Raw genomic sequence first — 21,840 nt, 5'->3', positions numbered from 1 at the left:
CCCTCTCACGTTCAGCGCGGGCCAAGCTCCGCCAACTCCCCTTCCAAAGCGCGCAGTTCAGTCGCCGAAATCCCCGGTGTCCGCGCCGCCAGCCCGTACGGCGACTGCTCCGCGACGCTCCGGGCGAACGCGGAGTTGGCCACCAGGGGAAGGTGCCGCAGTACGGCGGCCCGCGCGGGCCCGTGCGCCAGCAGCTCCCCGAGCGGTGTGGTCACCCCGAACCTCCCCGGCGCGGGCGGCGCGAAGGCACTCTCCGGCGGGAGCACCTCACCGGACGCCAGCACCAGCGCGTACTGCGCGCGGGCCAGCAGATGTTCCGTGCCGACCGGGCCCGCGACCGGCAGGCCCAGCCGCTCGAACTGGCTCTCCGGCGCGTCCGCCGCCCGCATCAGCTCCACCAGCAGCCCCGCCATCCGAAGCTCCAGCTCGTCCGAGAGCAGCGGATGCGACTGACCTGGATCGTCCACCAGGTCGAACAGCAGCGTGCCGAACGCGTGCGGATTGCCCCACGGGCGGCCGGGGACACGCAGCACCGGCGCGTTCCGCGTGAACGGCAGCGGCTCCACCAGCTCCGCGCCCGCCAGCTCCTCCGGGTCGAACCGGCTCGCCATGTGCGTCGGCATCAGCGTGTACTCGTACAGCGGATCGTTGGACTCGCGCAGCGGCGCGCGCATGTAGACGTACCGGCCGTCGGTGACGTTGACGTGCCCGCCGAACGAGCCGAACAGCCCCGCCTCGCGCACGGCCGCGTCCCGCGCGACCGTACCGGCCAGCGGTACGCCCGCCATCGGGCCCGGATCGGGCACGCCGAAGAAGTCCAGCAGGGTCGGACCGAAGTCCACGGTCTGCACCAGGCTGGAGCGCCGCTCGCCGCGCACCCGGCTGCGCGGGTCCCAGACGAACAGCGGCGTGTGGATGTTCTCGTCGTACCAGGGCTGCACGTTCTTGCCCCACCAGCCGTGCTCCCCGAGCAGCAGCCCGTGGTCCGTGCACACCATCAGCAGCGTGTCGTCCCACAGCCCGTGCGCGTCCATCGCGTCCAGCACCCGTCCCAGCGAGGCGTCGCACATCGTCAGCAGCGACAGGTACTCGGCGCGGACGCGGTCCGCCTCCGCCCGGTCCTCGGTGACCCGCCCGTACGCGGGCCAGTCGGCGCCGGGGGCCGGGTCCGTACGGTCCTCGGCGGTGCCGGGGCTGGTGCCGGGGTCGCCGACGCCCCGCACATAGTGCCGCCGGTACTCGTCGTAGGTGAAGAACGGCTCGTGCGGGTCGAAGCACTCGATCTGGAGGAACCACGCGTCGGCGCCCGCGTTCGTGGCGACGAACTCCAGGCCCGCGTCCACGGTCCGGGTCTGCGGATGCTGGTCCTCGGTCGCCATGTGCTGCCGGTTGACCCAGTCCTGGCGCCGCATACGGTCCGGTCGGCGCCCGATCACCGGGGGCATCACGGGGTCCGCCACCTGTCCCTTCCACTTGTCGCCCTCCTGCCCCCGGAAGAACTCGTAGGTGTCGTACCGGTTGTGGTACGTCGCCCCGCCGTCCTCCCAGTAGTGCTGGTGGTCGGTGACGAGGTGGGTGTGCACGCCCGCGCGGGAGAGGAGTTCGGGCACGGAATGGTCGAACGGCTCCAGCGGGCCCCAGGAGCGGTGCAGGAAGTTGTGCCGCCCGGTGTGAATCTCCCGCCGGGCCGGCATGCACGGCATGCTCCCGGCGTACGCGTTGTCGAACACCGCCGTCAGCTCCGCCAGCCGCTCGAAGTGGGGCGCGTGCACGCCCCGCGCGCCGTAGGGGGGCAGGAAGCGGCGGTTGAGGGTGTCGAACATGAGCATGATCGCGCGCATCAGGTGCCTTCCGGGACGGGAGGGGAGGGGACGAGGAGGGGTGGGGGAACCGAGGGGTGGGGGAGAGGTACGGGCGGGGGCGCGGGCCGGGCCGGGGGCCGGGGCGTCGCATAGGGTCGGGGCGGGTTCCGGTCACGGCGGCCGGGCGGTGCCGGTGCGGGGAGGTGGGACATGACCGGGGGACGGCCGTGCTGCTCCCCGCCACCGTCGAGTGCGGGCCCGGCCATGACACCCAGGAGGGCCCCGGCCACGGACGCCTGCGCCGGTCAACTCACGCCCGGTGAGCACCAGTCGCACCAGGTCCGCGTCCCCGCCGGTCGCTTCCTCATGGGCGACGCCTTCGGCGAGGGCTACCCCTGCGACGGCGAACTCCCGGTGCACCCGGTCCGGTTGGCGTCCTTCACCATCGACACCACCCCGGTCACCAACGACGCCTTCGCCGCCTTCGTCACCGCCACCGGGTACGTCACCGACGCCGAACGCGCGGGCCGCTCGGCCGTGTTCGCGCCGCATCTGCGCCTGACCGGACCAGCCGACGTGCTCTCGGTGTACCCCGGCACCCCCTGGTGGGCCGAGGTGCGGGGCGCGGACTGGCGGCACCCGTACGGACCGGGCGGTGATCTCGACGGGCTCGGGGACCACCCCGTGGTGCAGGTCAGCCGCGCGGACGCGGAGACGTACTGCGCCTGGGCCGGACGCCGACTGCCCAGCGAGGCGCAGTGGGAGTACGCGGCGCGGGGCGGCGCCGCCTCCCGGCGCTTCCCCTGGGGCGACGACCTCACGCCCGGCGGACGGCACCACTGCAACATCTGGCAGGGCGCCTTCCCCGTGGCGAACACCGAGGAGGACGGCTGGAGCGCCACCTCCCCGGTCGGCGCCTATCCGCCCAACGGCTACGGCCTGTACGACACGTCGGGCAACGTGTGGGAGTGGTGCGCCGACTGGTTCGACCCCGGCTACTACGCCCGCTCGCCCGAACGGGAGCCGCGCGGGCCGGAGTTCGGCACCCTCGCGGTCACACGCGGCGGTTCCTACCTGTGCCACGCGTCGTACTGCCACCGCTACCGGGTGGCCGCGCGCAGCGCCAACGCACCGCGCGCGACCGCCGCCAACTGCGGTTTCCGCACCGTGTCCGCCTGACCGCACCCGTACGGCACCGTCCGCACCCCGGTGGCTCAGGCCGCCGTACGCACCACGAACAGTGCCGCCCGTGCCGCCTCCGCGTCGGCGCCGTCCCAGCCGGTGACCCGGATGGCCGCGCTCTCGCCGGGCAGCAGGGTCAGCAGCCCCCGGTCCGCCTCGGCGGTCGGGGCGAGCCGGTCGGCCTGGAGCAGCAGGTCGCGCAGGAGGGTGCGCGCGGTGACGGTCACGGTGACCGCCTGCTCGGCGTCGCCCGCTTCGGCCTGCCGCACCGAGACCTCGAACTCCGGTTCCGGATAGGCGAATTCGAGGTCCCGCACCGGGAAGTGCACCGCCCGCAGCCCGTCCACGTCCGCGACCAGATACTCGTCCCGCGCACCCTCGGCGGGCCGCAGCTCCTCCGGTACGGCCACCGTGGCGACGGAGTCCGGGTCGGCGTCCAGGGTCAGAGTCCGCTCGGCCAGCACCCGGCCCCCGGTGTCCAGCCGACGCAGCCGCACCTGGGCCCGCCACGGCTCGGCACTCTGATTGACGGCGCACAACGCGGGCTCACCGGAACGGAGTTGGACGGTCAGCAGCCGGTCGGCGTACAGCTCGCGCAACGCGTACCAGAGCGGTTTGCGGCGTTCGTCGCCGTCCACGGCGGCCCAGGAACTCACCGGCCAGCAGTCGTTGATCTGCCAGACCAGCGCACCCGCGCACACCGGCCAGTGGGAGCGCCAGTGCGTGACCCCGGTGGCGACCGCCCGTACCTGGTTGACCTGCGTCAGGTAGTGCCAGGTGTCGAAGTCCTCCGGCACCGCGAAGTGCCGGGCCAGCCCGCGTTCCAGCTTGCCGGTGCCGTCGTCGGCCTTCTGGTGGTGCCGGAACCCCGGTGCGTCGGACCGGAGTTCCTCCCCCGGCAGCGCGCGGCGCAGCGTCGCCCAGGCGCACGGTGCCTGCCAGCCGAACTCCGCGACGAAGCGCGGTACCGAGTCCAGGTAGTCGGTGTAGTCCGAGGTGTTCCACACCTCCCAGGAGTGGAAGCAGCCGTGCGCCGGGTCGTCCGGGTGGTGGTCCCACGAGCCCGACCAGGGGCTGCCCGCCCAGTACGGCCGGGTCGGATCGGTCTCCGCGACCACGCGGGGCAGCAGCGCGAGGTAGTAGCCCTCGCCCCACGACTCACCCCTCAGCTGCTCCTCCCAGTTCCACAGCAGATACGTCCACAGGTTCTCGTTGTTGCCGTTCCACAGCACCAGGCTGGCGTGCGGCATCAGGCGTACGACGTTCTCGCGGGCCTCCGCCTCCACCTCGGAGCGCAGCGGCTGCCCCTCGGGGTAGGGGGCGCAGGCGAACAGGAAGTCCTGCCAGACCATGAGGCCGAGTTCGTCGCAGACGTCGTAGAAGTCGTCGCTCTCGAAGAGGCCGCCGCCCCACACCCGGACCATGTCGCAGCCCGCCTCGGCGGTCTGCTCCAGGCGCCTGCGGTAGCGCTCCGGGGTGACGCGGGACGGGAACACGTCGTCCGGAATCCAGTTCACACCGCGCGCGAAGATCCGCCTGCCGTTGACGACGAACGTGAAGCCGGTGCCGTGCTCGTCGGGCGAGGTGTCGAGCACGACCGTGCGGAAACCGATGCGCCGCGACCAGGTGTCCAGCACCGTGCCGTCGCTGTCGGAAAGGGTGATCTCGCAGTCGTACAAAGGCTGTTGGCCGTGGCCGCGTGGCCACCACAGGCGGGCGTCCGGGACCTCGGCGGTAATGGTGGCGCCGTCGCCGTCGAACGGCACGGTCACCGTCCGGTCCCCGACGCGCAGCTGGGCGGTGAGGGTCCGCCCGGCGCCCGTCGCGGTGCGCTCGACATCGAGGTGTGCCTCGACCCGGCCGGTCGTGCCGTGCACGGTCACCAGCGGGCGCACCCGGCCGAGCCGGGCCGTGGACCAGCGCTCCAGGCTCACCGGCCGCCAGATCCCGGCCGTCGCCAGTGTCGGCCCCCAATCCCACCCGAACGAGCAGGCCATCTTGCGGATCATGGACGCCGGATTCGGATACGCCTCCGCGGTCACGCCCATCCGCTCGCGCGCCTGCCGCGCGGCGGTGTACGCGTCGGTGAAGCGCACCGACAACTGGGCGCTGCCACCGGCGGCGAGCCGGTCGGACACGTCGAACCGGTAGGTGCGGTGCATGTTGGCGGTCCGGCCGAGGACGTTGCCGTCCAGCAGGACCTCCGCGACCGTGTCCAGGCCCTCGAAGACCAGCTCGGCCCGCTCGTACCCGGAGTCGGGGGCGTCCACGACCGTGTCGTACCGCCAGTCGGTCTCGCCGACCCACCGCACGTCCAGCTCGTTGCGGCCGAGGAACGGGTCCGGGATGCGGCCCGCCGCCAGCAGGTCGGTGTGCACACAGCCGGGTACCTGGGCGGGCAGCGCGTCCGGGCCGTGCCGCAGCGTCCAGCCGTCGGTGAGCGGGAGGACCTCGCGGGTGCGGGGCGGGGGAGTGGGGGTGTTCATGCTCATCCCTGGGTGTGGTCGGTCCTGGGGTGTGGTCGGTGCTGGGGTACGGATGGTCCCTGGGTTGTGGTCGGTGCTGGGCGCGCCGGGTACCCGGTGCGGTGCCACCGGGTCGGTGTGCGGCCGTGTGGGTGACCGTGGCGTCGGGCTCAGTCGGTCGGCCTGAGCAGCTTGCGGCTCTCCTCGGTCATCTGCGGGAACACGCTGGCGCTGCGCTGGTGGGCGAAGAACTGCTGCATCAGCGGCAGCAGGGCCGACTGGAGCGCGGTGCCGTTGGCGTAGGGGGAGTTGGGCAGGAGCTGGTGGGTGCGGCTCTGCTGGAGGAAGACGCGCAGGTCAACTCCCTGAGCGGCCATCGCCTTCACCGAGGCGTCCGTCGCGGCCGGGATGGACGGCAGGAAGGTGCCGGTGCGCGAGGCGGGCGTCTGGCACGCGGCGGAGCCCATGTACGACACCCACGCCCAGGTCTCGTCCAGGTGCCTGGTGCCGGACCAGATGGTGTTGCCGTTGGCGTTGCTGACCGTGGCGCGGGTGCCGTCGGGACCGGCGACCAGCGGCCCGGTACCGACCTTGAGCCCCGGCAGCTTGGCCAGGGTGGCCGCCTCCCAGGAACCGCCCGAGTAGATGGCCACCTTGCCCGAGCCGAGCAACTGCCCGCCGTCCGGGGCGTTTCCGGCGGAGGCGAACTGGCCGGGCGCGGGCGCGAACCCCTTGTCGGTCAGCTTCCGGACATAGTCGAAGGTGCGCACGAGGCGCGGATCGTCGTAGCGGAACTCAGTGGGCCAGTTGGGCTTGTTGCCGATGCGCCAGCCCAGTGACGACGCCAACGGCCGCCAGGTGGTGAGCCCGTTGAAGTCGTTGCCGACGGCCACCATGCTGCTGATGCCGTACGTCTTCACATGCCGCTTGTCGAAGCCCTTCTCGTCGCCCCGGACCCCGTCCCGGTCCACGGTGAGGTGGGCGACCATCCGCTCGAACGAACCGCCGTCGTCCGGGTTCCACTTCAGGTGGTCCACGTCGGCGGCGCTGTAACCGGCCTTCTTCAGCATGCCGGTGTTGTAGTAGAGCGCGGCGGACGCCCAGTCCATCGGCAGCCCGTACTGCTTGCCGTCGGTGTACTTCCAGTCGTCCACGCCGACGGAGAACCGCTTCGTGCCGTACCCCGTCTTCTTCATCAGGCCGTCGAGCGGCATGAGTTGCTTCAGCGAGGCGTACTGCTGGAGGTACTGCACACTGTTCATGAAGGCGTCCGGCGCGGTGTCCGAGACGAAGCCGGAGAGCAGCTTGGTGAAGTAGTCGGCCGAGTTGTACTGGGTGATCCTCACATGGATGCCGGGGTGCGCCTTCTCGAAGGCGTCCGCGCAACTCTGGTAGGCGACGGCCTGCTTGTCGTCCCAGGTCCACCAGTTGATGGTGGTCCGCCCCGACCCCGCCCCGTCGCCGGAGGCGCAGCCACCGAGTACGGCGGTCAGCTCGAGCGAGGCGAGGAGGGCGGCGGCCCGGCGTACGCGTCCTGTGCGCGAACTCTTCATCGTGGTCCCCCGGAGTGTGCGGTACGGACGCGGACGGTTCTCAACTCCCGCTGGAAACAAATCATTTGATCCCCGTAAAGCCGATGGAGTTGACGATGCGGCGGCCGAACACCATGAACAGCACGAGCATCGGCAGGGCGGCGATCATCGTCGCGGCCATCAGGCCCGCCCAGTCCGGCGCGGCCTGCGGCGAGGACTGCTTGAACACCCCGAGCGCCAGGGTGAGCGGGCGGGCGTGGTCGTCGTTGGTGACGAGCAGCGGCCAGAAGTAGTCGTTCCAGGTGTTGATGAACGTCAGCAGGGACAGCGTGGCGATCGGCGCGGACGTCATCGGCAGCGTGATCGTGAAGAAGATCCGCAGCTTGCCCGCGCCGTCCATCAGCGCGGCCTCCTCCACCTCGGTGCTCAGCCCGAGCATGAACTGCCGGAGGAAGAAGATGTTGAACGCGGAGAAGAACGCGCCGGGCAGGATCAGACCGGTGAACGAGTTCAGCTGGTGGATGTCCCGGACGAAGATGAAGTTCGGCAGCAGGGTGAGGATCGCCGGAACCATCAGCGCGCCGAGCAGGATGTTGAACACCGTGTTGCGGCCCCGCCAGTGCAGCCGGGAGAACGCGTACGCGGCCGTCGCCGAGCAGAACACCACGAGCGCGGTCTGCACGGTCGCGTAGATCAGGGAGTTGCGCAGAAAGAGCGGGGTGTCGATGGCGGCGCCCGAACCGCCCTGTGCCTGCGCCTCGGCGCGGGAGGCGAGCCCGAGGGCGCGCTCGAAGGCTCCCCAGGTGAAGTCCACGGGCAGCAGCGACGACGGATCGGTGGGCAGCGCCACGTTGTCGGAGAACGCGGTGCGCAGAATCCAGTAGAACGGGAACACCGTCACGATCAGGACGACGACGATGAACACCCACGCGGCGATCCGGCCCGGCGAGACCCGTGAGCGGGTCCGTGCGGCGGTGGCCGGGCCGCCCCGTCCCGTCGCGGGGCGTGGGCCTGCGGTGGCGAGGTCGGTCATGTGCGGCTCTCCTCGGCTCGGAGCGGAGCGGAGCGGAGCGGAGCGGATCGGCTCGGAGCGGCGATCGGCTCGGAGCGGTTACGGCGCTGCGGGGGCTCAGCTCAGGTCGGTCTCGTTGGCGCGGGCGAGCCGCATCTGGGTGAAGGTGATGGCGATGAGCAGCACGAACAGGGCCAGCGACATGGTGGAGGCGTAGCCGAAGTCCAGTTCCCCGAAGCCCTTTTCGTAGATGTACATCTGGAGCACGTTGGAGGCGTTCGCCGGGCCGCCCTGGGTGGTGACCGAGACGATGTCGAAGACCTGGAACGAGCCGATGACGGTGAGGATGACGACCATCACCAGGATCGGCCGGAGCAGCGGCACGGTCAGCCGCCGGAACATCTGGAACCCGCTCGCCCCGTCGAGCCGCCCCGCCTCGTACACGGAGGCCGGGATGGTCTGGAGGCCCGCGAAGATCAGGACCGCGTTGTATCCCATCGACTTCCACACGCTCACCGCGGCGAGTGAGGGGATCGCCCAGTCGCTGTCCCCGAAGAACAGCAGCCGCACGCCGGTGAGACTCTCCAAGAGTTGGCTGATGATGCCCAGTTGGGGATCGAGCATCCACTGCCAGACGAGGGCCGCGACCACACCGGAGATCAGGAACGGCAGGATGATCAGGCCCCGGACCACGGTGGAGCGGGTCAGCCGGTGCAGGACCACCGCGATGAGCAGGGAGAGCAGCACTCCGACCACCACGGAGAGCGCCACGAAGTACACGGTGACCAGCAGCGAGTGCCAGAACACCGAATCACCGGACAGCTCCCGCCAGTTGGCGAGTCCGGTCCAGCGGGGCGGGGTGAGGATGCGGAACGACGTGAAGCTGTAGTACACGCCTCGGACGGTGGGCCAGGCGAAGAAGACCAGGAACCCGGCGACCGCCGGTGCGATCAGCAGCCACGCCAGTCGTCCGTCCCCGCGCCGGGGCGCCGACGATCCCAACGCCCCCGGTGCCGTAGCCATGTTGACTCCATTCGCTCAGGAGACGCCCTGACCTGGAACACGGCGCGGCGGACCCTCCCGGCACACACACCGGGCCCAGGGGCGCACCGCCCGCTGTCAGGAGCACGACGACCCTAGGGAGGGTGATGGCCGGAAACAAGACTCGGAAACATAATTTATGAATTAACCCGGCCGGGGTGGACGGCGAAACACGGGGCACAACCGCCGGGCACGACCGCGGGCCGGGTGCGGCGACGGACGGCTCCGCCTCTACCGTGCCCGCTCCCAGCTCTCCGGGCTCCACAGCCCCGACCGCTTCAGGGACGCCGGGCAGTGGAGGTAGATCTCGTCGATGTGGAGGAGCAGGGCCAGGGCCGGGCGGCGGCCGTGCTGTTCCATCGCGTCGAAGAAGGGCGCGTCGGTGAGGAGACGGGCCCGGCCGTTGACGCGGAGCACCTTCGTGTCGCCCGGAATCAGGTAGAGCAGTCCCGCGTGCGGGTTGGCGAGGACGTTGTGGAAGCTGTCGGCCCGCCGGTTGCCGGGGCGGTCCGGGAGGGCGAGGGTGCGGTCGTCCAGGACATGGGTGAAGCCGGGGCCGTCACCGCGCGGGGAGACGTCGCAGTTGCCGTACGCGTCCGAGGTGGCCAGCGCGCAGAAGGGCGAACGGGCCAGGATCGCCCGGTCGTCGTGGGTCAGCCGGTCGTGCACCTTGTCGATGACCAGCGGCATCGGCTCGCCCAGCAACTCCCGCAGCGCGGACGGCGAGCGCAGCTCCACGCACCCGTCCGGCAGGGCGGAGCCGAACTCGGCTGCGGTGGCGGACGGTTGCGCGGGTGCGGTGGTCGCGTACGGCAAGCCGGGGCTCCAGAGGTCGTAGCGGGCCGTTCAGCGGGGGGTGTTGGTCCGTCCCTCCGTGCTTGCGAGCCGCATCCAGTGTGATGTTAGGTTTACCTTACCTAAGTCGGACGCACCCGCTCCGCATGAGTACGGCTGCCGCCGCGCACCCCGAGGACCCCGCGATGAGCCCCACTCCGTCCCCCGTTCCGAGCCGCGCCCCCGGCGCACCGGATGTCCGGGATGAAGGCACTCACCGGCGTCCCCCGTCCGGCCGGACACACCCCGCACGGCGAGCACGACCACGCCGACGCCGCCCCCGCGCACCGCCGCCACGGCGGGGCGCTCAGCGCCGGACTGGTCGTCATGCTGCTCCTGCTGCTGGGCGTCACCGTGCTCAGCCTGGCCATCGGCTCCGGCCAGGTCTCCGCGCACGACGTACTGCACGGCGTCCTCGACCCCGACCTCTCCGTACGCGGCCAGCTCGTCGTCCACCAGGTACGCGTCCCGCGCACCCTCGCCGGACTGCTGGCCGGTACCGCGCTCGGCCTCGCGGGCGCCGTCATGCAGGGCGTCACCCGCAACCCGCTGGCCGACCCCGGCCTGCTCGGCTCAACGCGGGCGCCGGTGTCGCCGTCGTCCTCGCCATCAGCGTGCTCTCCCTGACCGAGCCCCAGCAGTACATCTGGTTCGGCTTCCTCGGCGCCTGCCTCGCCGCCGTCGTCGTCTACGGCATCGCCGGCCTCGGCCGCGAGGGCGCCACCCCGGTCAAGCTCGCACTCGCCGGAGCGGCGGCCAGCGCGCTGCTCGTCTCCCTCACCAACGTCATGCTGCTGACCGACAGCCAGACCTACGACCAGTTCCGGTTCTGGCAGGTCGGCGCGCTGGACGGACGCGGCTACGACGTGCTCGCGCAGGCGCTGCCGTTCGTCGTCGCCGGAAGCCTGCTCGCCCTGAGCCTCGGCCCCCGCCTCAACGGCCTCGCCCTCGGCGACGACCTCGCGCGCGGTCTCGGCCACCGGGTCGGCACCGTACGGCTGCTCGGCGCGGTCAGCGTGGTCCTGCTGTGCGGAGCGGCAACCGCCATCGCCGGACCCATCGGCTTCGTCGGCCTCGCCGTACCGCACGCGGTCCGCGTCTTCACCGGCCCCGACCACCGCTGGCTGCTGCCCTACAGCGCGCTCGCCGCGCCGGTCCTGCTGCTCGTCGCGGACATCGTCGGCCGTGTCGTCGCCCGCCCCGGTGAGGTCCAGGTGGGCGTGGTGACGGCCGCCATCGGCTGCGTGCCGTTCATCGTGCTCGTACGGCGCAGGGGGCGGGGAGAGCTGTGAGCGGCACCAACACCCGTACCGGGACGCCCACTTCCCTCCTCGACCGCGCCGCGTCCGCCCCCGTGGACGCCGTGGCCCGCGTCAACCGGCTGCACCGGCGCCGCCGTACCCGCTTCGCGCTCGTCTGCGCCGCGCTGGCGCTGGTCGCCGCGGCGGCGCTGACGCTGTCGCTCGCGGTGGGCGACATCTACGTCCCACCGACCGACGTGTGGGCGGTGCTCACCGGCGGCGGTGACCCCGGAAGCCGGTTCATCGTGCATGAATTGCGGGAGCCACGCGGCCTGTTGGCCCTGGCCGTCGGCTGCTGCTTCGGGCTCTCCGGCGCCGTGTTCCAGGCGCTGCTGCGCAACCCGCTGGCCAGTCCGGACATCATCGGCGTCAGCTCCGGCGCCAGTACGACGGCGGTGCTCGCGTCGATGCTGTTCGGGCTGAGCGGACTCGCGCTGTCCGGGGGCGCGCTGGTCGGCGCGCTCGTCGCGGGCACCCTCACCTATCTGCTCGCGTGGCGCGGCGGGGTGAGCGGCGGACGGTTCGTGCTCATCGGCGTCGGGGTCGGCACGGGGCTGGTCAGCGTGCGGTCGTATCTGATGACCCGCGCCGATGTCACCGAGGCGCAGAACGCGTTCCTGTGGCTGACCGGCAGCCTCAACGGCGGCCGCTCCTGGAACCAGCTCTGGCCGCTGCTGGGCTGCGTGGCACTGCTGGTGCCGCTCACGCTGCTCGCCTCGCGCGGTCTGCCCGCGCTCCAGCTCGGGGACGAGGCGGCCGGGGGGCTCGGCGTCCGGGTCGAACGCGGTCGGCTCGCGCTCCTCGCCTGCGCGACCGCGCTGGTCGGCGTGGCGACGGCCGCCGCCGGGCCCATCGGCTTCGTCGCCTTCGTCTGCCCGCCCGTCGCCCGCCGCCTGCTGCCCGGGCACGGCGCCGCCCTGCTCCCCTCCGCCCTCACCGGCGCCGCCCTGACCTGCCTGGCCGACTTCACCGCCCAGCACATCCTTCCGGGCACCCAGCTCCCGGTGGGCGTGGTCACCAGCGTCGTCGGGGCGCCCTACCTGCTGTGGCTGCTCTCCCGCACCAACCGCGCGGGACGGGGAGGCTGACGGTGCCCGACCCCTCCACACCGCCGCGCGGTACGACTCCGCACTCCGCCCGCGCCACGACGGGTCATGCCAGCCCCGTTGACGACCTCGCTCCGGCCGATGGCGATGCCTCGGCGGGTGGGGATGCCCTGGCGGGTGCCGGTACGTCGGTGGGTGTGGGCGCCCCGGCGGGTGTGGGTGCCCCGGCGGGTGTCGGTACCTCGGCGGGTGCCGGTGCCCTGGCGGGTGCCGATGCCCCGACCACCAGGACCCGGCCCACGCCCACGCCCATGCCCACCCCCACGAGTGCCGAATCCGGCAAGGAGAAGACGGTGACGAAGGTGCCGACCGGGAGTACGGGTACGGAGGCCACGCCGACGACCGAGCACACCCTCGGGGCGCGCGGCCTCGGCCTCGGCTACGGCGAGCGGCGGATCGTCCAGGACCTCGACGTGGACCTGCCGCCCGGCCGGTTCACGGTGATCGTCGGCCCGAACGCGTGCGGCAAGTCCACGCTACTGCGCGCCCTGGCCCGGCTGCTGAACCCGACGGCGGGCACCGTCCTGCTGGACGGCCGCGACATCCACGCCACGCCGACCCGCCAGGTGGCCGCCACGCTCGGGGTGCTGCCGCAGACGCCGGTGGCGCCGGAGTCGATCACGGTGGCCGACCTCGTCGGCCGGGGCCGCCACCCCCGGCAGGGCTTCTTCCGGCGCTGGACCACCGCCGACAGCGAGGCCGTCACCGCGGCCATGCTCGCCACCGACGTGCTCGACCTCACGGACCGCTCCGTGGACGAACTGTCCGGCGGGCAGCGGCAGCGGGTGTGGATCGCGGTGGCGCTGGCGCAGGAGACGGAGATCCTGCTGCTGGACGAGCCGACGACCTACCTCGACATCAGCCACCAACTCGACGTACTGGACCTGCTGACCGACCTCAACCGGGAGCGCGGCGTCACCCTCGCCGTGGTCCTGCACGACCTCAACCTGGCCTGCCGGTACGCGGACCATCTGATCGCCATGAAGGACGGCCGCATCCTCGCCGAGGGCGCGCCGTCCGAGATCGTCACGGAGTCCCTGGTCCACGAGATCTTCGGACTGCGCTCGACGGTGATCCCGGACCCCGCCTCGCAGACCCCGATGGTGGTGCCCCTCGGCCGCCACCACGTTCCGGGCACAGCCGCCGACGTCACGGGCGCAGCCCACGACGCCACCGGCACTGCCCACCACTGAACCGCGTTCACGCACGCACGAAAAGAGTTCCCCATGTCCTCGACCTCCCCCAAGTCCCGCCGCAGAGTGCCCCTTTGGACCTCGGCGCTGGCCGTCACCCTGCTGGGTCCGCTGCTCGCCGCGTGCGGCACGTCCGACGACTCCGCGTCCAAGTCGTCCGCCCCCAAGGGAAGTTCGCCGTCCGCCGCGTCCGCCGGTGCCTTCCCGGCGAAGGTGGCCACCAAGTTCGGTACGGTCACCGTGCCTTCGCGGCCCCAGCGGATCGTCGCGCTGGGCTGGGGCGACGCCGAGACCGCGCTCGCCCTCGGTGTGCAGCCGGTCGGCGCCAGCGACTGGCTCGCCTTCGGCGGCGACGGCGTCGGCCCCTGGGGCAAGGGCCTCTACACCAGGAAGCCCGAGATCATCGGCACCCTGGAGCCGCAGTACGAGAAGATCGCCGCGCTCAAGCCCGACCTCATCCTGGACGTCAAGTCCAGCGGCGACCAGACGCGTTACGACACCCTCAGCAAGATCGCGCCCACCATCGACGTGCCCAAGGGCGGTGACCAGTACAAGATCTCGTGGCAGCGGCAGACCACGATGATCTCCCAGGCGCTCGGCCTCGCCGCCAAGGGCAAGGAGCTGATCGCCGCCAACCAGCGCAAGTTCGACGAGGCCGCCAAGGCGCACCCCGAGTTCAAGAACAGGACGATCACCGTCGGCTCCCGCACCTCCAGCGGCTGGGGCGCCTACGTCAAGGGCACCGACCGGGTGAACTTCGCCCAGCAGCTCGGCTTCGTCAACAACCCCAAGGTGGACGCCAAGGCGGGCGCCGGCTTCTCCGTCCCCGTCTCGGAGGAGAACCTCCAGATGCTGAACGCCGACCTCGTCGTCATGGCCCCCATCGGCATCAAGGCCCCCCGGATCACCGGCGACCCCCTCTACCAGTCCCTCCCCGCCGTCAAGCAGGGCCACTCCGTGGTCTTCGCCGCCCCCGCCCTCAGCCAGGCCTTCGCCATGAACTCCGTCCTGTCCGTCTCCTACGCGATCGACAAGGTGGTCCCACTCTTCGCAGCGGCCATGAAGTAGGCCCTGGCGAAGGGGAGTTGTTGTCATGCCGTGTGCCGGACGAGCGAACGTCCGGCACACGGCCGTGCTGCCGGAGGAGAAGTTCAGCCGCGCTGTCGGCGGCTGCCCGCCAGGAGCCTGATCGCCAGCACGGAGCCGTCGGCATGCACGGAGACCGGCCCGCCCCACGTCTCGTCCCAGGCCAACCGGGGGCGAGTGTGCCGGGTCGCGTGCACGATGGCCTGGTACCTCTCCACTCCGCCCGCCCGGAGCACCCGGAACAGTTCCGTCTCCACTCCCGAGAACGCCTCGACACGGGGTCCGTTCAGCCGGAAGACATGATCGGTACCCGCGTACGACTCACCGAGCAGCTCGTGACCGATGTCCTGGACGCTTCCGCTGGCGGCGTGCTCGAAGCCGTCGAAGCGCCTGCTTCCCTGGCGTTCGGTCAGGTGGCGGCCGGTCGCCCTGCCGGACCCGGTGAACGCCATCAGCCCGGCCGCCGCCGTGTGCCCGAGCGTCTGCTGGAACCATGCCTGCTCCTCCGGCCGCACCTGGCAGCCGGGCACCGGCTCGGGTGTCGTACCGTCACCGGGCGGCGGCTGGATGCCCGGCATGAGGTTCATCTGGACCGGCTCCGCATCGTGATTCGCTCCCGGGCCCTGTCCTCCGCCGGTCAGCCAACCGCCCCGGCCCCGCGCCTGCAACGCGTGCACCGCCACGGTCCCCTCGGTCGGCAGCTCCGTGCTGAACAGCAGAGCGGGAGTCTCGTTCCACGCGCCCACGTGCACCGCTTCGGCGTGGACCGACGCGGACGCCAACTGCACCGCTGAGGCAGCGGCGTTACCGTGATTTCCCTTGCACGCGACGGGAACGACGAGGGACGGCTCTCCGGGGCGCCACACCTCCGCGAAATACTGCGGACGATAGCGGTATCCCACCTTGCTGCCCTTGTCCCTGCTGGTGAGAGCCCACCCCGCGCGCAGCGCCGTGTCGGCGGGGACGATCGTCACCGAGTGCTCCGGGAACCGTCGGCGCAGCAGGTGCTCGGCGAGCGTGAGAGCGAAACCGGTACCCAGCTCGCCGGACTGCAGGTTCTTGTACTGCTCCGCGATCTGACGGCCTTCGTCGGTCAGCCCGAGGAAACCACCGGGTCCACCGGCGAGAGCCTGGTTGTACTTCAGCGCTCCCCAGTGCTCGGCCAGCCCGCGCCCCGCACCCCGTCCCGAGAGCGCCGTCGCCCGGCCCAGCGTGTGCAGTACGTCCCAGAGGTTGACCTCCAGATGCGCGGCCAGCTCCGTGCGGGGGATCGCGGTGAGTTCCGGTTTGCGGCGGAGGAGTTCGTCCTTCTTCTCCTCCCTCGCCTTGTTGTCGGCGGCGACGGCCGCGTTGACCCTTCCGATCAACTCGTCGCCCGAACGCACGGAGATGTTCGACGACTTCACCAGGTCCAGCAGGACCTTCTTGGCAGGCTTCAATGAGTCCCCCCACGGCTCGCGTCGGTGCTTGCGTGAACGCGGCGAAGGTACGAGCACGGCGGGAGGATCACGCAAGTACGCAAGGGCGCAAGCCAGTTGGGACACGACGGCCCAGGCGACGCGCTGGGCTCAGCGGGTCTCGTCCGGCAGGGATGCCAGGGCCTCGTTCAGGGTGGGGTGGAGGCGGAGGCCGGGGCGGGGGGTGTGGGCGAAGAGGCGGTGGATCTCGGGGGAGGGACTGACGACGAGGACGGGGGAGAGGGCGAGGTGGCGGGTGCGGGTGTCGAGGACGTCCAGTGCGGCCTCGCTGAGGAGGGTCAGGTCGCTCAGGTCCAGGACGAGGCGCTGACCGGCGGCGGCCGAGCGTCTGAGGTGACGGTCCACGTCGTGCGCGAAGGCCCCGGCGCTCGCCGGGTCCAGGTCACCGGTGAGGCAGAGGACCAGGGTCTGCGGGGCGGGGCGTTCGGCGGCCGGGCCGATGGGCTGCACGACGGAGCCGCTCGTACTGCGGGTCCGGGCCGTGGGGACGCGGGACGGCACCGCGACCGCCGCCGCCTGCGCGGACGCCTCCACCGCCAGTGCGCGCCCGGCGTCCAGCAGCAGATCCGCCGCCTCCTGCACACTGCAGCGCGCCTCGAACTGGCCACCCAGGCCCAGCTTCTTCACCAGGCTCCGCAGCTCCAGTTCGCGGGCCAGGACCTCAAGTCGTAGATGTGTGGCGGCAGATGCCGGTTCCTTGTCCATTTCCGTCACGCTAGCGACACCTTGAGTCCACAGCGCGCTCCCGGAAGCGATTCACCCCCGGAAATTCAGCCGATGCCATTGGCATATGCGCATGGCCAGAAATCGGTGATGTGGCTGAAGATCGTTGCTCCGCGTCGCCTCGGGCTTCGCGCATGTCAACGGGGTTCCCGACGGCGCGGGACGTGTTTCCCGCAGTCGAATCGGTTGTAATGGGCACACGTCAACACGTTTCACACCCCGAGTGCGCCCGGCGCGTCGCCCCGGCCCGCACCCACGGCCGACCGCCCCCGGCCTCCCCAACCCACGGCTGCTCCCCAGCCTCCCCAACCGGAGCCCAGCCCCCCCCCGGCCAACATCCTCAGCCGTCCCGCGCCCCCTTCCAGCACGCCCCGGCGCCCCTCACCAAAGGCCCCCGTGCTCCGGAGCGCCGACGGAGAGACGCTGGAGGAAACGACGCCACGCGGACACCGGCCCCGCGGTCCCCGCCCGTGCCAGGAAGGAATCCGTGCTCATGCCTGCCCGTCCCGTCCACTCCACCAGCACCGCCCTCGCGGCGCGCGCCCACGCCGCCCAGCCCTACGTGATCGCCGCGTTCCGTGTCATCGTGGCGCTGCTCTTCCTCTGCCACGGCCTCGCCAAGCTCTTCGGCATCTTCGGCGGCACGAACGGCAGCGGTGGCACCGTCCCGGTGGGCGCCTGGCCGCTCTGGTACGCGGGCCTTCTCGAAGTCGTCCTCGGCGTCCTCGTCATGATCGGCCTCGGCACCCGCCTCGCGGCCCTCCTCCTCTCCGGAGAGATGGCCTACGCCTACTTCTCCGCGCACCAGTCGGGCGGCCTGTGGCCCCTGCAGAACGGCGGAGAGACGGCAGTGCTCTTCTGCTGGATCTTCCTGCTGCTGGCCTTCATCGGCCCCGGCGCCTTCTCCGTGGACCACCTGATCGCGGAACGCCGGCGTGCCGACGCGGACGCCGACGCGGAAGCGGACACCGGCCGGGACCGGCGCTCCAGTACGACCTGAACCCGCCCCGCCCTGCTCGCCTGGCACCGACATGTGCGCGGCGCACACAGGTGAGGCGCACATACGTGAGCCGTACACATAGGGGCTGCGCACATGGGAGCCGCACACATGTGGGCCGCACACACGGGGGGCGACTCGCCCCGCCCCGGCCGGGTACCCGTAGCCGCGTGACCCACGTGAACGAGGACTCCTCCCGCCCCGGCACCGCCGTATGGACCGTGTGCGCCGCCGCGGCAGTGACCGCCACCGCCGTGGCGGGCGCCCGTGCCGTCGAAGCGGACAGCGACTGGTACCGGGCGCTGCGCAAACCACCGTGGCAGCCCCCGCCCTGGGCGTTCGGCGCGGTGTGGACCCCGCTCTACGGCACGATCGCCTGGTCGGCGGGGCGTGCCCTCGGCCGGGCCCGCGGCCGTGACCGGGCCCGCCTCATCGGCGCGCTGGCCGCCGATCTCGCCCTGAACGCGGGTTGGAACCACCTCTTCTTCGCCCGCAGAAACCCCCGCGCGGGCCTCGCCGGGACCGTCCTGCTCGACTTGGCCAACGCCCACCTGATCCGCCGTACGGCAGCGGTGGACCGTACGGCAGCGGCGTCCCTGACCCCGTACGCCGCCTGGTGCCTCTTCGCCACGGCGCTGAACCTGTCCCTGGTCCGCCGCAACCGGACACCCGGCGGCAGCCCCGGCCACTGACCGACGCACGCCCGCCCACCGCCCGGTGAATCGTGGCCCGCACCTGTCCCCCCCCCGGTTGCACCTCGTGCCGCGCCCCCCCCGCGACGCGCGGCGGCAGGGGGCGCGGCACGAGGGGGGCGCGGCGGAAACGGCAGTCAGGAAATCAGCGGTGGCCCAACGCGGGCGGCCCCGCGTTCACTCCCCAACTCGTGGGCCGATCAGCCAACGTGACCTTGATCGTGCCCGCCCGCAGCAGCTCGTCGTGCGACAGCCAGCTCCGGTTCAGCGCCCCCTTGTCGGTCCGCACCGAGGACACGTACTGCAACGTGGACGCGTCCGCGCCCGGCGCCTCGATCCGCACCGTCCGCCCGTGCTCCGGCCGGATCTCCACCTTCTCGAACATGGGGGAGGTGACCACGTACGCCGCCGAACCCGGCTGCGCCTCGAAGACACCGGTCATGGCGAACACCAGCAGCGACGAGGTCGCCCCGAGATCGTCGTTGCCCGGCATGCCGTACACGTCGTCGGTGAACAGCGTGCGCAGGGCGCGCAGCACGGCCGAGGACTTCCACGGCGCACCGGTCCACGCGTACATCCAAGGGGCGTGGAAATCAGGCTCGTTGTTCGGGTTGAAGGCGTAGTTGTCGTGGTAGTCGTAGGCGCCGTTCACCCACGACTCCGAGGCAGCCTTCGCCGGATCGGCCAGCAGCGTCGGCATGTCGAAGAACGTGTCGAGCCGCTGCTCCGCCTTGTCCGCGCCGCCCATCAGCGCGAACAGCCCCTGTGGGTCCTGCTGCGCCAGCCACTGGTACTGCCACGCCGTGCCCTCGTGGAACGGCGCCGCCTGCGTCGGGTCGGAGGTCCCGGCGACACTGCCGTCCGCGTTCCGGGCGACGGGGAAACCGGTGAACCCGTGCGAACTGACGCCCGGCTCCCACAGCTTGGCGAAGTTGTCGCAGCGCGCCGCGAGTTGAGCACCCTTGTCCCGGTGCCCGAGCCCGTCCGCCATCGTCGCCAGCGCGCAGTCCGCGAGCGCGTACTCCAGCGTGGCCGACCCCGCCTGCCGACTGTCGCCGTACTTGTAGCCCGGCAGATTCTGGTAGGCCACCCAGCCGTTCTTCAGGTACGACGGATTCCCGTCCCGCCCACGGAAGACGGACTGGTCGGCCGGTACCTCGTTCGCGTTCCTCCACAGCGCGTCGAACAGCCCGCGCGCCGTACGGTCGTCCAGCAGATGCCGGTTGTAAAGGTCCACGATCCACGGCGTGACCGGGTCACCACTCATCACGTTGGTCTCGCCGTTGCCGAGCGCCCAGCGCGGCAGCCAGCCGCCGTCCTGGTACACATGCAGCAGCGACCTCGCCATGTCGGCGGCCCTGTCCGGATTCAGCAGCGCCACCAGCTGGTTCTGCGAACGGTAGGTGTCCCACAGCGAGAACATCTGGTAGTACGGCGAGTCCGCGCGATGCACCCGATCGTCGAAGCCCCGGTAGCTGTTGTCCACGTCGGAACCGAGCGACGGATGCAGCAGCGAGTGGTACAGCGCGCTGTAGTACGTCCGCTGGTCGGCGGTGCTGCCACCCGCGACCCGCATCCGGTTCAGCTCGTCCCGCCACGTCCGGTGTGCCGTGTCCCGCGCCCGGTCGAAGGAACCCGGCTGCTCCGCACGGCGGTTGAGCCGCGCGCCGTCGATCGAGGTGTACGAGAGCCCGACCGAAGCGCCGACCTGCCGCCCCCTCGCCGGGTCGAACGACACCCAGGCACCGGCCCGTTTCGTACCCCGCGAGGCGTCCCGCTGCCCCGGCGTGAGCGTGTCGTCGCTCCAAGTGCCGAAGGTCGAGAACGTACGGCTGAACTTCGCGCTGAAGAAGACCCGGTAGCGCTCCTTGCCGGTCTCCCCGCAGAAGTTGCCGCCCTGCAGCCAGCCCTCCACGGTGTCGTTCCCGACCACGTGCACATCGCCCGCGTACGTACTGCCGTTGCTCTCCCCGGCCTCGATCAGCACGTTCTCCGTAACCGACCCGGCCGGGTACGTGTAACGGTGCTGCCCGGTGCGCTGCGTCGCCGTCAGCTCGGCCCGAATGCCGTCGTCCAGCTTCACCCCGTAATAGCCGGGCGCCCGCGTCTCGTTGGCGTGGCTGAACGTCGCGCCGTAACTCGCCGGGTCGGAGGAGGTGACCGCCCCCGTCGTCGGCATAAACCGGAAGTTGCCCATCGTCTGACAGCCCACACCCGACAGATGCGTGTGGCTGAAGCCGAGGATCTTGTTCTGCGCGTAGTCGTACGAGGCGTACTTGTTCAACTGCGTATCGGGACTGAGCTGCACCATCCCGAACGGCACAGCGGCACCGGGAAACGTCGTCCCGTCCCCGTTGTTCCCGATCGAGGTGTCCACCAGCGACGTCGGATCACCGGCGAACCGCGCCCCCGATCCCTGCGCGTTCGCCACCCCGCCCGTCAACGACCCGGCCACCACCGAGGCCGCCACCAGCACCCCGGCGAACACCCGTTTCGACACTCGCATCGCGTTCCTTCCGTGTGACAACGTTGTCTACATCGAAGCGCTCGATCTTTTCTCTTTGCGGGGTGAATAGTCAATGCCTTTGCGGGCGGCCGACTTTGAGGTGAATTCGCATTAACTGGCGAAGGATAAAGGGATTTACGGGGCGAGGGCGGACCGGTTCGGTGACGTGCCCCGAGGGGCCGCGCCCCGCGCGTCCAGTCAGGTGGGCAGGGGCAGTTGGGGCGGCGATGTCACAACTCCGTCACCATCTTCACCAGTTCCTCACATCATCGGGCTGGTCCAGGTAGGTTCACCCCGCACGTACGTACACAGGGGGAGTCCCGTGAGCAACCGCCAGCCGCAGCCGCCGTTCCAGCCGCCCTTCCCGCCGCCGCCCGGACCGCCGTCCGTCCGGCCCGCGCCCAGGTGGGCCCGCAAGCGCTTCGTCCTGCCCGCCCTGGGCCTCGCGTTCGTCATCGGTGTCGGCAGCGCCGGTGCCGACGGCCAGAAGTCGGACGCGACGAAGACCGTGGCCAGCGAGAAGGTGCGGCCCACGGCCACGGCCACGGTCACCGCGACGGCCACGGCCACGGCGACGGAGACCGCGGAGCCCGAGCCCGCGCCGACCGTCACCAAGACGGTCAAGGTCAAGGTCAGGGTGACCGTCACCGCGCACGCTCCGGCCGGCGGCTCGGGGACGAGCGGCGGCTCGACCTCCGGCGGCTCGTCGTCGGGCGGCTCCAGCTCCTCGGGTGGTTCCACCTCGGCGGGCGGCGGCGCGACGGCCCTGTGCAACGACGGCACGTACTCGTACGCCGCCCACCACCAGGGCGCCTGCTCGCACCACGGCGGCGTGAAGATCTTCTACCGGTAGGCCGGTATACCGGTGGCCGACGCCCCGGCACGTGACC

At 71.4% G+C, this 21,840-nt stretch carries 16 protein-coding genes and 1 pseudogene; 8 read left to right on the top strand and 9 right to left on the bottom strand.

Going from position 1 to position 21,840, the window contains the following annotated elements:
- Window positions 1-11 precede the first annotated feature (11 nt).
- Entirely contained in the window at window positions 12-1,841 is a 1,830-nt protein-coding gene (locus KUM39_RS13670) for a sulfatase (RefSeq protein ID WP_217785865.1), read from the bottom strand.
- Window positions 1,842-2,012: 171 nt separating this feature from the next.
- On the opposite strand from KUM39_RS13670, the gene KUM39_RS13665 reads away from it, so the two are divergent.
- On the top strand, window positions 2,013-2,981 hold the full coding sequence (locus KUM39_RS13665) for a formylglycine-generating enzyme family protein (protein ID WP_217785864.1): 969 nt from the start codon (window positions 2,013-2,015) through the stop codon (window positions 2,979-2,981).
- A 35-nt stretch (window positions 2,982-3,016) separates the two neighbouring features.
- On the opposite strand, the gene KUM39_RS13660 is transcribed toward KUM39_RS13665, so the two are convergent.
- The 5 genes from KUM39_RS13660 to KUM39_RS13640 form a co-directional block, all read right to left on the bottom strand.
- Entirely contained in the window at window positions 3,017-5,470 is a 2,454-nt protein-coding gene (locus tag KUM39_RS13660) for a glycoside hydrolase family 2 protein (RefSeq protein WP_217785863.1), read from the bottom strand.
- Window positions 5,471-5,619: 149 nt separating this feature from the next.
- On the bottom strand, window positions 5,620-7,002 hold the full coding sequence (locus KUM39_RS13655) for an ABC transporter substrate-binding protein (RefSeq protein WP_217785862.1): 1,383 nt from the start codon (window positions 7,000-7,002) through the stop codon (window positions 5,620-5,622).
- Window positions 7,003-7,063: 61 nt separating this feature from the next.
- On the bottom strand, window positions 7,064-8,014 hold the full coding sequence (locus KUM39_RS13650; RefSeq protein ID WP_217785861.1) for a carbohydrate ABC transporter permease: 951 nt from the start codon (window positions 8,012-8,014) through the stop codon (window positions 7,064-7,066).
- A 96-nt stretch (window positions 8,015-8,110) separates the two neighbouring features.
- Entirely contained in the window at window positions 8,111-9,016 is a 906-nt protein-coding gene (locus KUM39_RS13645) for a carbohydrate ABC transporter permease (RefSeq protein ID WP_217785860.1), read from the bottom strand.
- Window positions 9,017-9,265: 249 nt separating this feature from the next.
- Complete coding sequence (locus tag KUM39_RS13640; RefSeq protein WP_217785859.1) at window positions 9,266-9,850, bottom strand: MSMEG_1061 family FMN-dependent PPOX-type flavoprotein; 585 nt, start codon at window positions 9,848-9,850, stop codon at window positions 9,266-9,268.
- A 222-nt stretch (window positions 9,851-10,072) separates the two neighbouring features.
- On the opposite strand from KUM39_RS13640, the pseudogene KUM39_RS13635 reads away from it, so the two are divergent.
- The 4 genes and pseudogenes from KUM39_RS13635 to KUM39_RS13620 all read left to right on the top strand — a co-directional run bounded on the left by KUM39_RS13635 (window position 10,073) and on the right by KUM39_RS13620 (window position 14,536).
- Window positions 10,073-11,160, top strand: a pseudogene (locus KUM39_RS13635) (FecCD family ABC transporter permease).
- The gene (locus KUM39_RS13630; protein WP_372455753.1) at window positions 11,157-12,257 is read left to right on the top strand and encodes a FecCD family ABC transporter permease; all 1,101 of its coding nucleotides are present in this window, start codon (window positions 11,157-11,159) and stop codon (window positions 12,255-12,257) included. The pseudogene KUM39_RS13635 and the gene KUM39_RS13630 overlap by 4 nt, the downstream one beginning before the upstream one ends.
- A 269-nt stretch (window positions 12,258-12,526) precedes the next feature.
- Window positions 12,527-13,468 carry an ABC transporter ATP-binding protein gene (locus KUM39_RS13625; protein WP_217785858.1) on the top strand — a complete coding sequence of 314 codons (942 nt, stop codon included), beginning with the start codon at window positions 12,527-12,529 and terminating at the stop codon, window positions 13,466-13,468.
- Between the two features lie 33 nt (window positions 13,469-13,501).
- Complete coding sequence (locus KUM39_RS13620; RefSeq protein WP_217785857.1) at window positions 13,502-14,536, top strand: iron-siderophore ABC transporter substrate-binding protein; 1,035 nt, start codon at window positions 13,502-13,504, stop codon at window positions 14,534-14,536.
- 83 nt (window positions 14,537-14,619) lie between these two features.
- On the opposite strand, the gene KUM39_RS13615 is transcribed toward KUM39_RS13620, so the two are convergent.
- Window positions 14,620-15,993 (bottom strand): hypothetical protein, encoded by a 1,374-nt coding sequence (locus KUM39_RS13615; RefSeq protein WP_217785856.1) that lies wholly within the window; start codon window positions 15,991-15,993, stop codon window positions 14,620-14,622.
- A 129-nt stretch (window positions 15,994-16,122) separates the two neighbouring features.
- The gene (locus tag KUM39_RS13610) at window positions 16,123-16,737 is read right to left on the bottom strand and encodes an STAS domain-containing protein (RefSeq protein ID WP_217785855.1); all 615 of its coding nucleotides are present in this window, start codon (window positions 16,735-16,737) and stop codon (window positions 16,123-16,125) included.
- A gap of 511 nt (window positions 16,738-17,248) precedes the next feature.
- Between KUM39_RS13610 and KUM39_RS13605 the strand changes: the two genes are divergently transcribed.
- Window positions 17,249-17,755 carry a DoxX family protein gene (locus tag KUM39_RS13605; protein ID WP_217785854.1) on the top strand — a complete coding sequence of 169 codons (507 nt, stop codon included), beginning with the start codon at window positions 17,249-17,251 and terminating at the stop codon, window positions 17,753-17,755.
- 167 nt (window positions 17,756-17,922) lie between these two features.
- The gene (locus KUM39_RS13600; protein ID WP_308288117.1) at window positions 17,923-18,444 is read left to right on the top strand and encodes a TspO/MBR family protein; all 522 of its coding nucleotides are present in this window, start codon (window positions 17,923-17,925) and stop codon (window positions 18,442-18,444) included.
- Window positions 18,445-18,589: 145 nt separating this feature from the next.
- Here the strand turns inward: KUM39_RS13600 and KUM39_RS13595 are convergent, their stop codons facing one another.
- Window positions 18,590-20,950, bottom strand: a complete 2,361-nt coding sequence (locus KUM39_RS13595; protein WP_217785853.1) for a GH92 family glycosyl hydrolase — start codon at window positions 20,948-20,950, stop codon at window positions 18,590-18,592.
- Window positions 20,951-21,272: 322 nt separating this feature from the next.
- On the opposite strand from KUM39_RS13595, the gene KUM39_RS13590 reads away from it, so the two are divergent.
- Window positions 21,273-21,803 (top strand): DUF3761 domain-containing protein, encoded by a 531-nt coding sequence (locus KUM39_RS13590; protein ID WP_217785852.1) that lies wholly within the window; start codon window positions 21,273-21,275, stop codon window positions 21,801-21,803.
- Window positions 21,804-21,840: the final 37 nt, after the last annotated feature.

Source organism: Streptomyces corallincola, from assembly GCF_019104725.1.
GTDB classification, from domain to species: Bacteria; Actinomycetota; Actinomycetes; order Streptomycetales; family Streptomycetaceae; genus Streptomyces; species Streptomyces corallincola.
This window is presented reverse-complemented; position numbering and strand designations above follow the sequence as displayed.

Excerpts from the sequence above, each read along its gene's own strand:
- KUM39_RS13620 (WP_217785857.1), top strand. The coding sequence starts at position 13,502 with ATGTCCTCGACCTCCCCCAAGTCCCGCCGCAGAGTGCCCCTTTGGACC.
- KUM39_RS13665 (WP_217785864.1), top strand. The coding sequence starts at position 2,013 with ATGACCGGGGGACGGCCGTGCTGCTCCCCGCCACCGTCGAGTGCGGGC.
- KUM39_RS13650 (WP_217785861.1), bottom strand. The coding sequence starts at position 8,014 with ATGACCGACCTCGCCACCGCAGGCCCACGCCCCGCGACGGGACGGGGC.
- KUM39_RS13595 (WP_217785853.1), bottom strand. The coding sequence starts at position 20,950 with ATGCGAGTGTCGAAACGGGTGTTCGCCGGGGTGCTGGTGGCGGCCTCG.
- KUM39_RS13660 (WP_217785863.1), bottom strand. The coding sequence starts at position 5,470 with ATGAACACCCCCACTCCCCCGCCCCGCACCCGCGAGGTCCTCCCGCTC.
- KUM39_RS13610 (WP_217785855.1), bottom strand. The coding sequence starts at position 16,737 with ATGGACAAGGAACCGGCATCTGCCGCCACACATCTACGACTTGAGGTC.
- KUM39_RS13655 (WP_217785862.1), bottom strand. The coding sequence starts at position 7,002 with ATGAAGAGTTCGCGCACAGGACGCGTACGCCGGGCCGCCGCCCTCCTC.
- KUM39_RS13605 (WP_217785854.1), top strand. The coding sequence starts at position 17,249 with ATGCCTGCCCGTCCCGTCCACTCCACCAGCACCGCCCTCGCGGCGCGC.
- KUM39_RS13670 (WP_217785865.1), bottom strand. The coding sequence starts at position 1,841 with ATGCGCGCGATCATGCTCATGTTCGACACCCTCAACCGCCGCTTCCTG.
- KUM39_RS13645 (WP_217785860.1), bottom strand. The coding sequence starts at position 9,016 with ATGGCTACGGCACCGGGGGCGTTGGGATCGTCGGCGCCCCGGCGCGGG.
- KUM39_RS13625 (WP_217785858.1), top strand. The coding sequence starts at position 12,527 with ATGCCCACCCCCACGAGTGCCGAATCCGGCAAGGAGAAGACGGTGACG.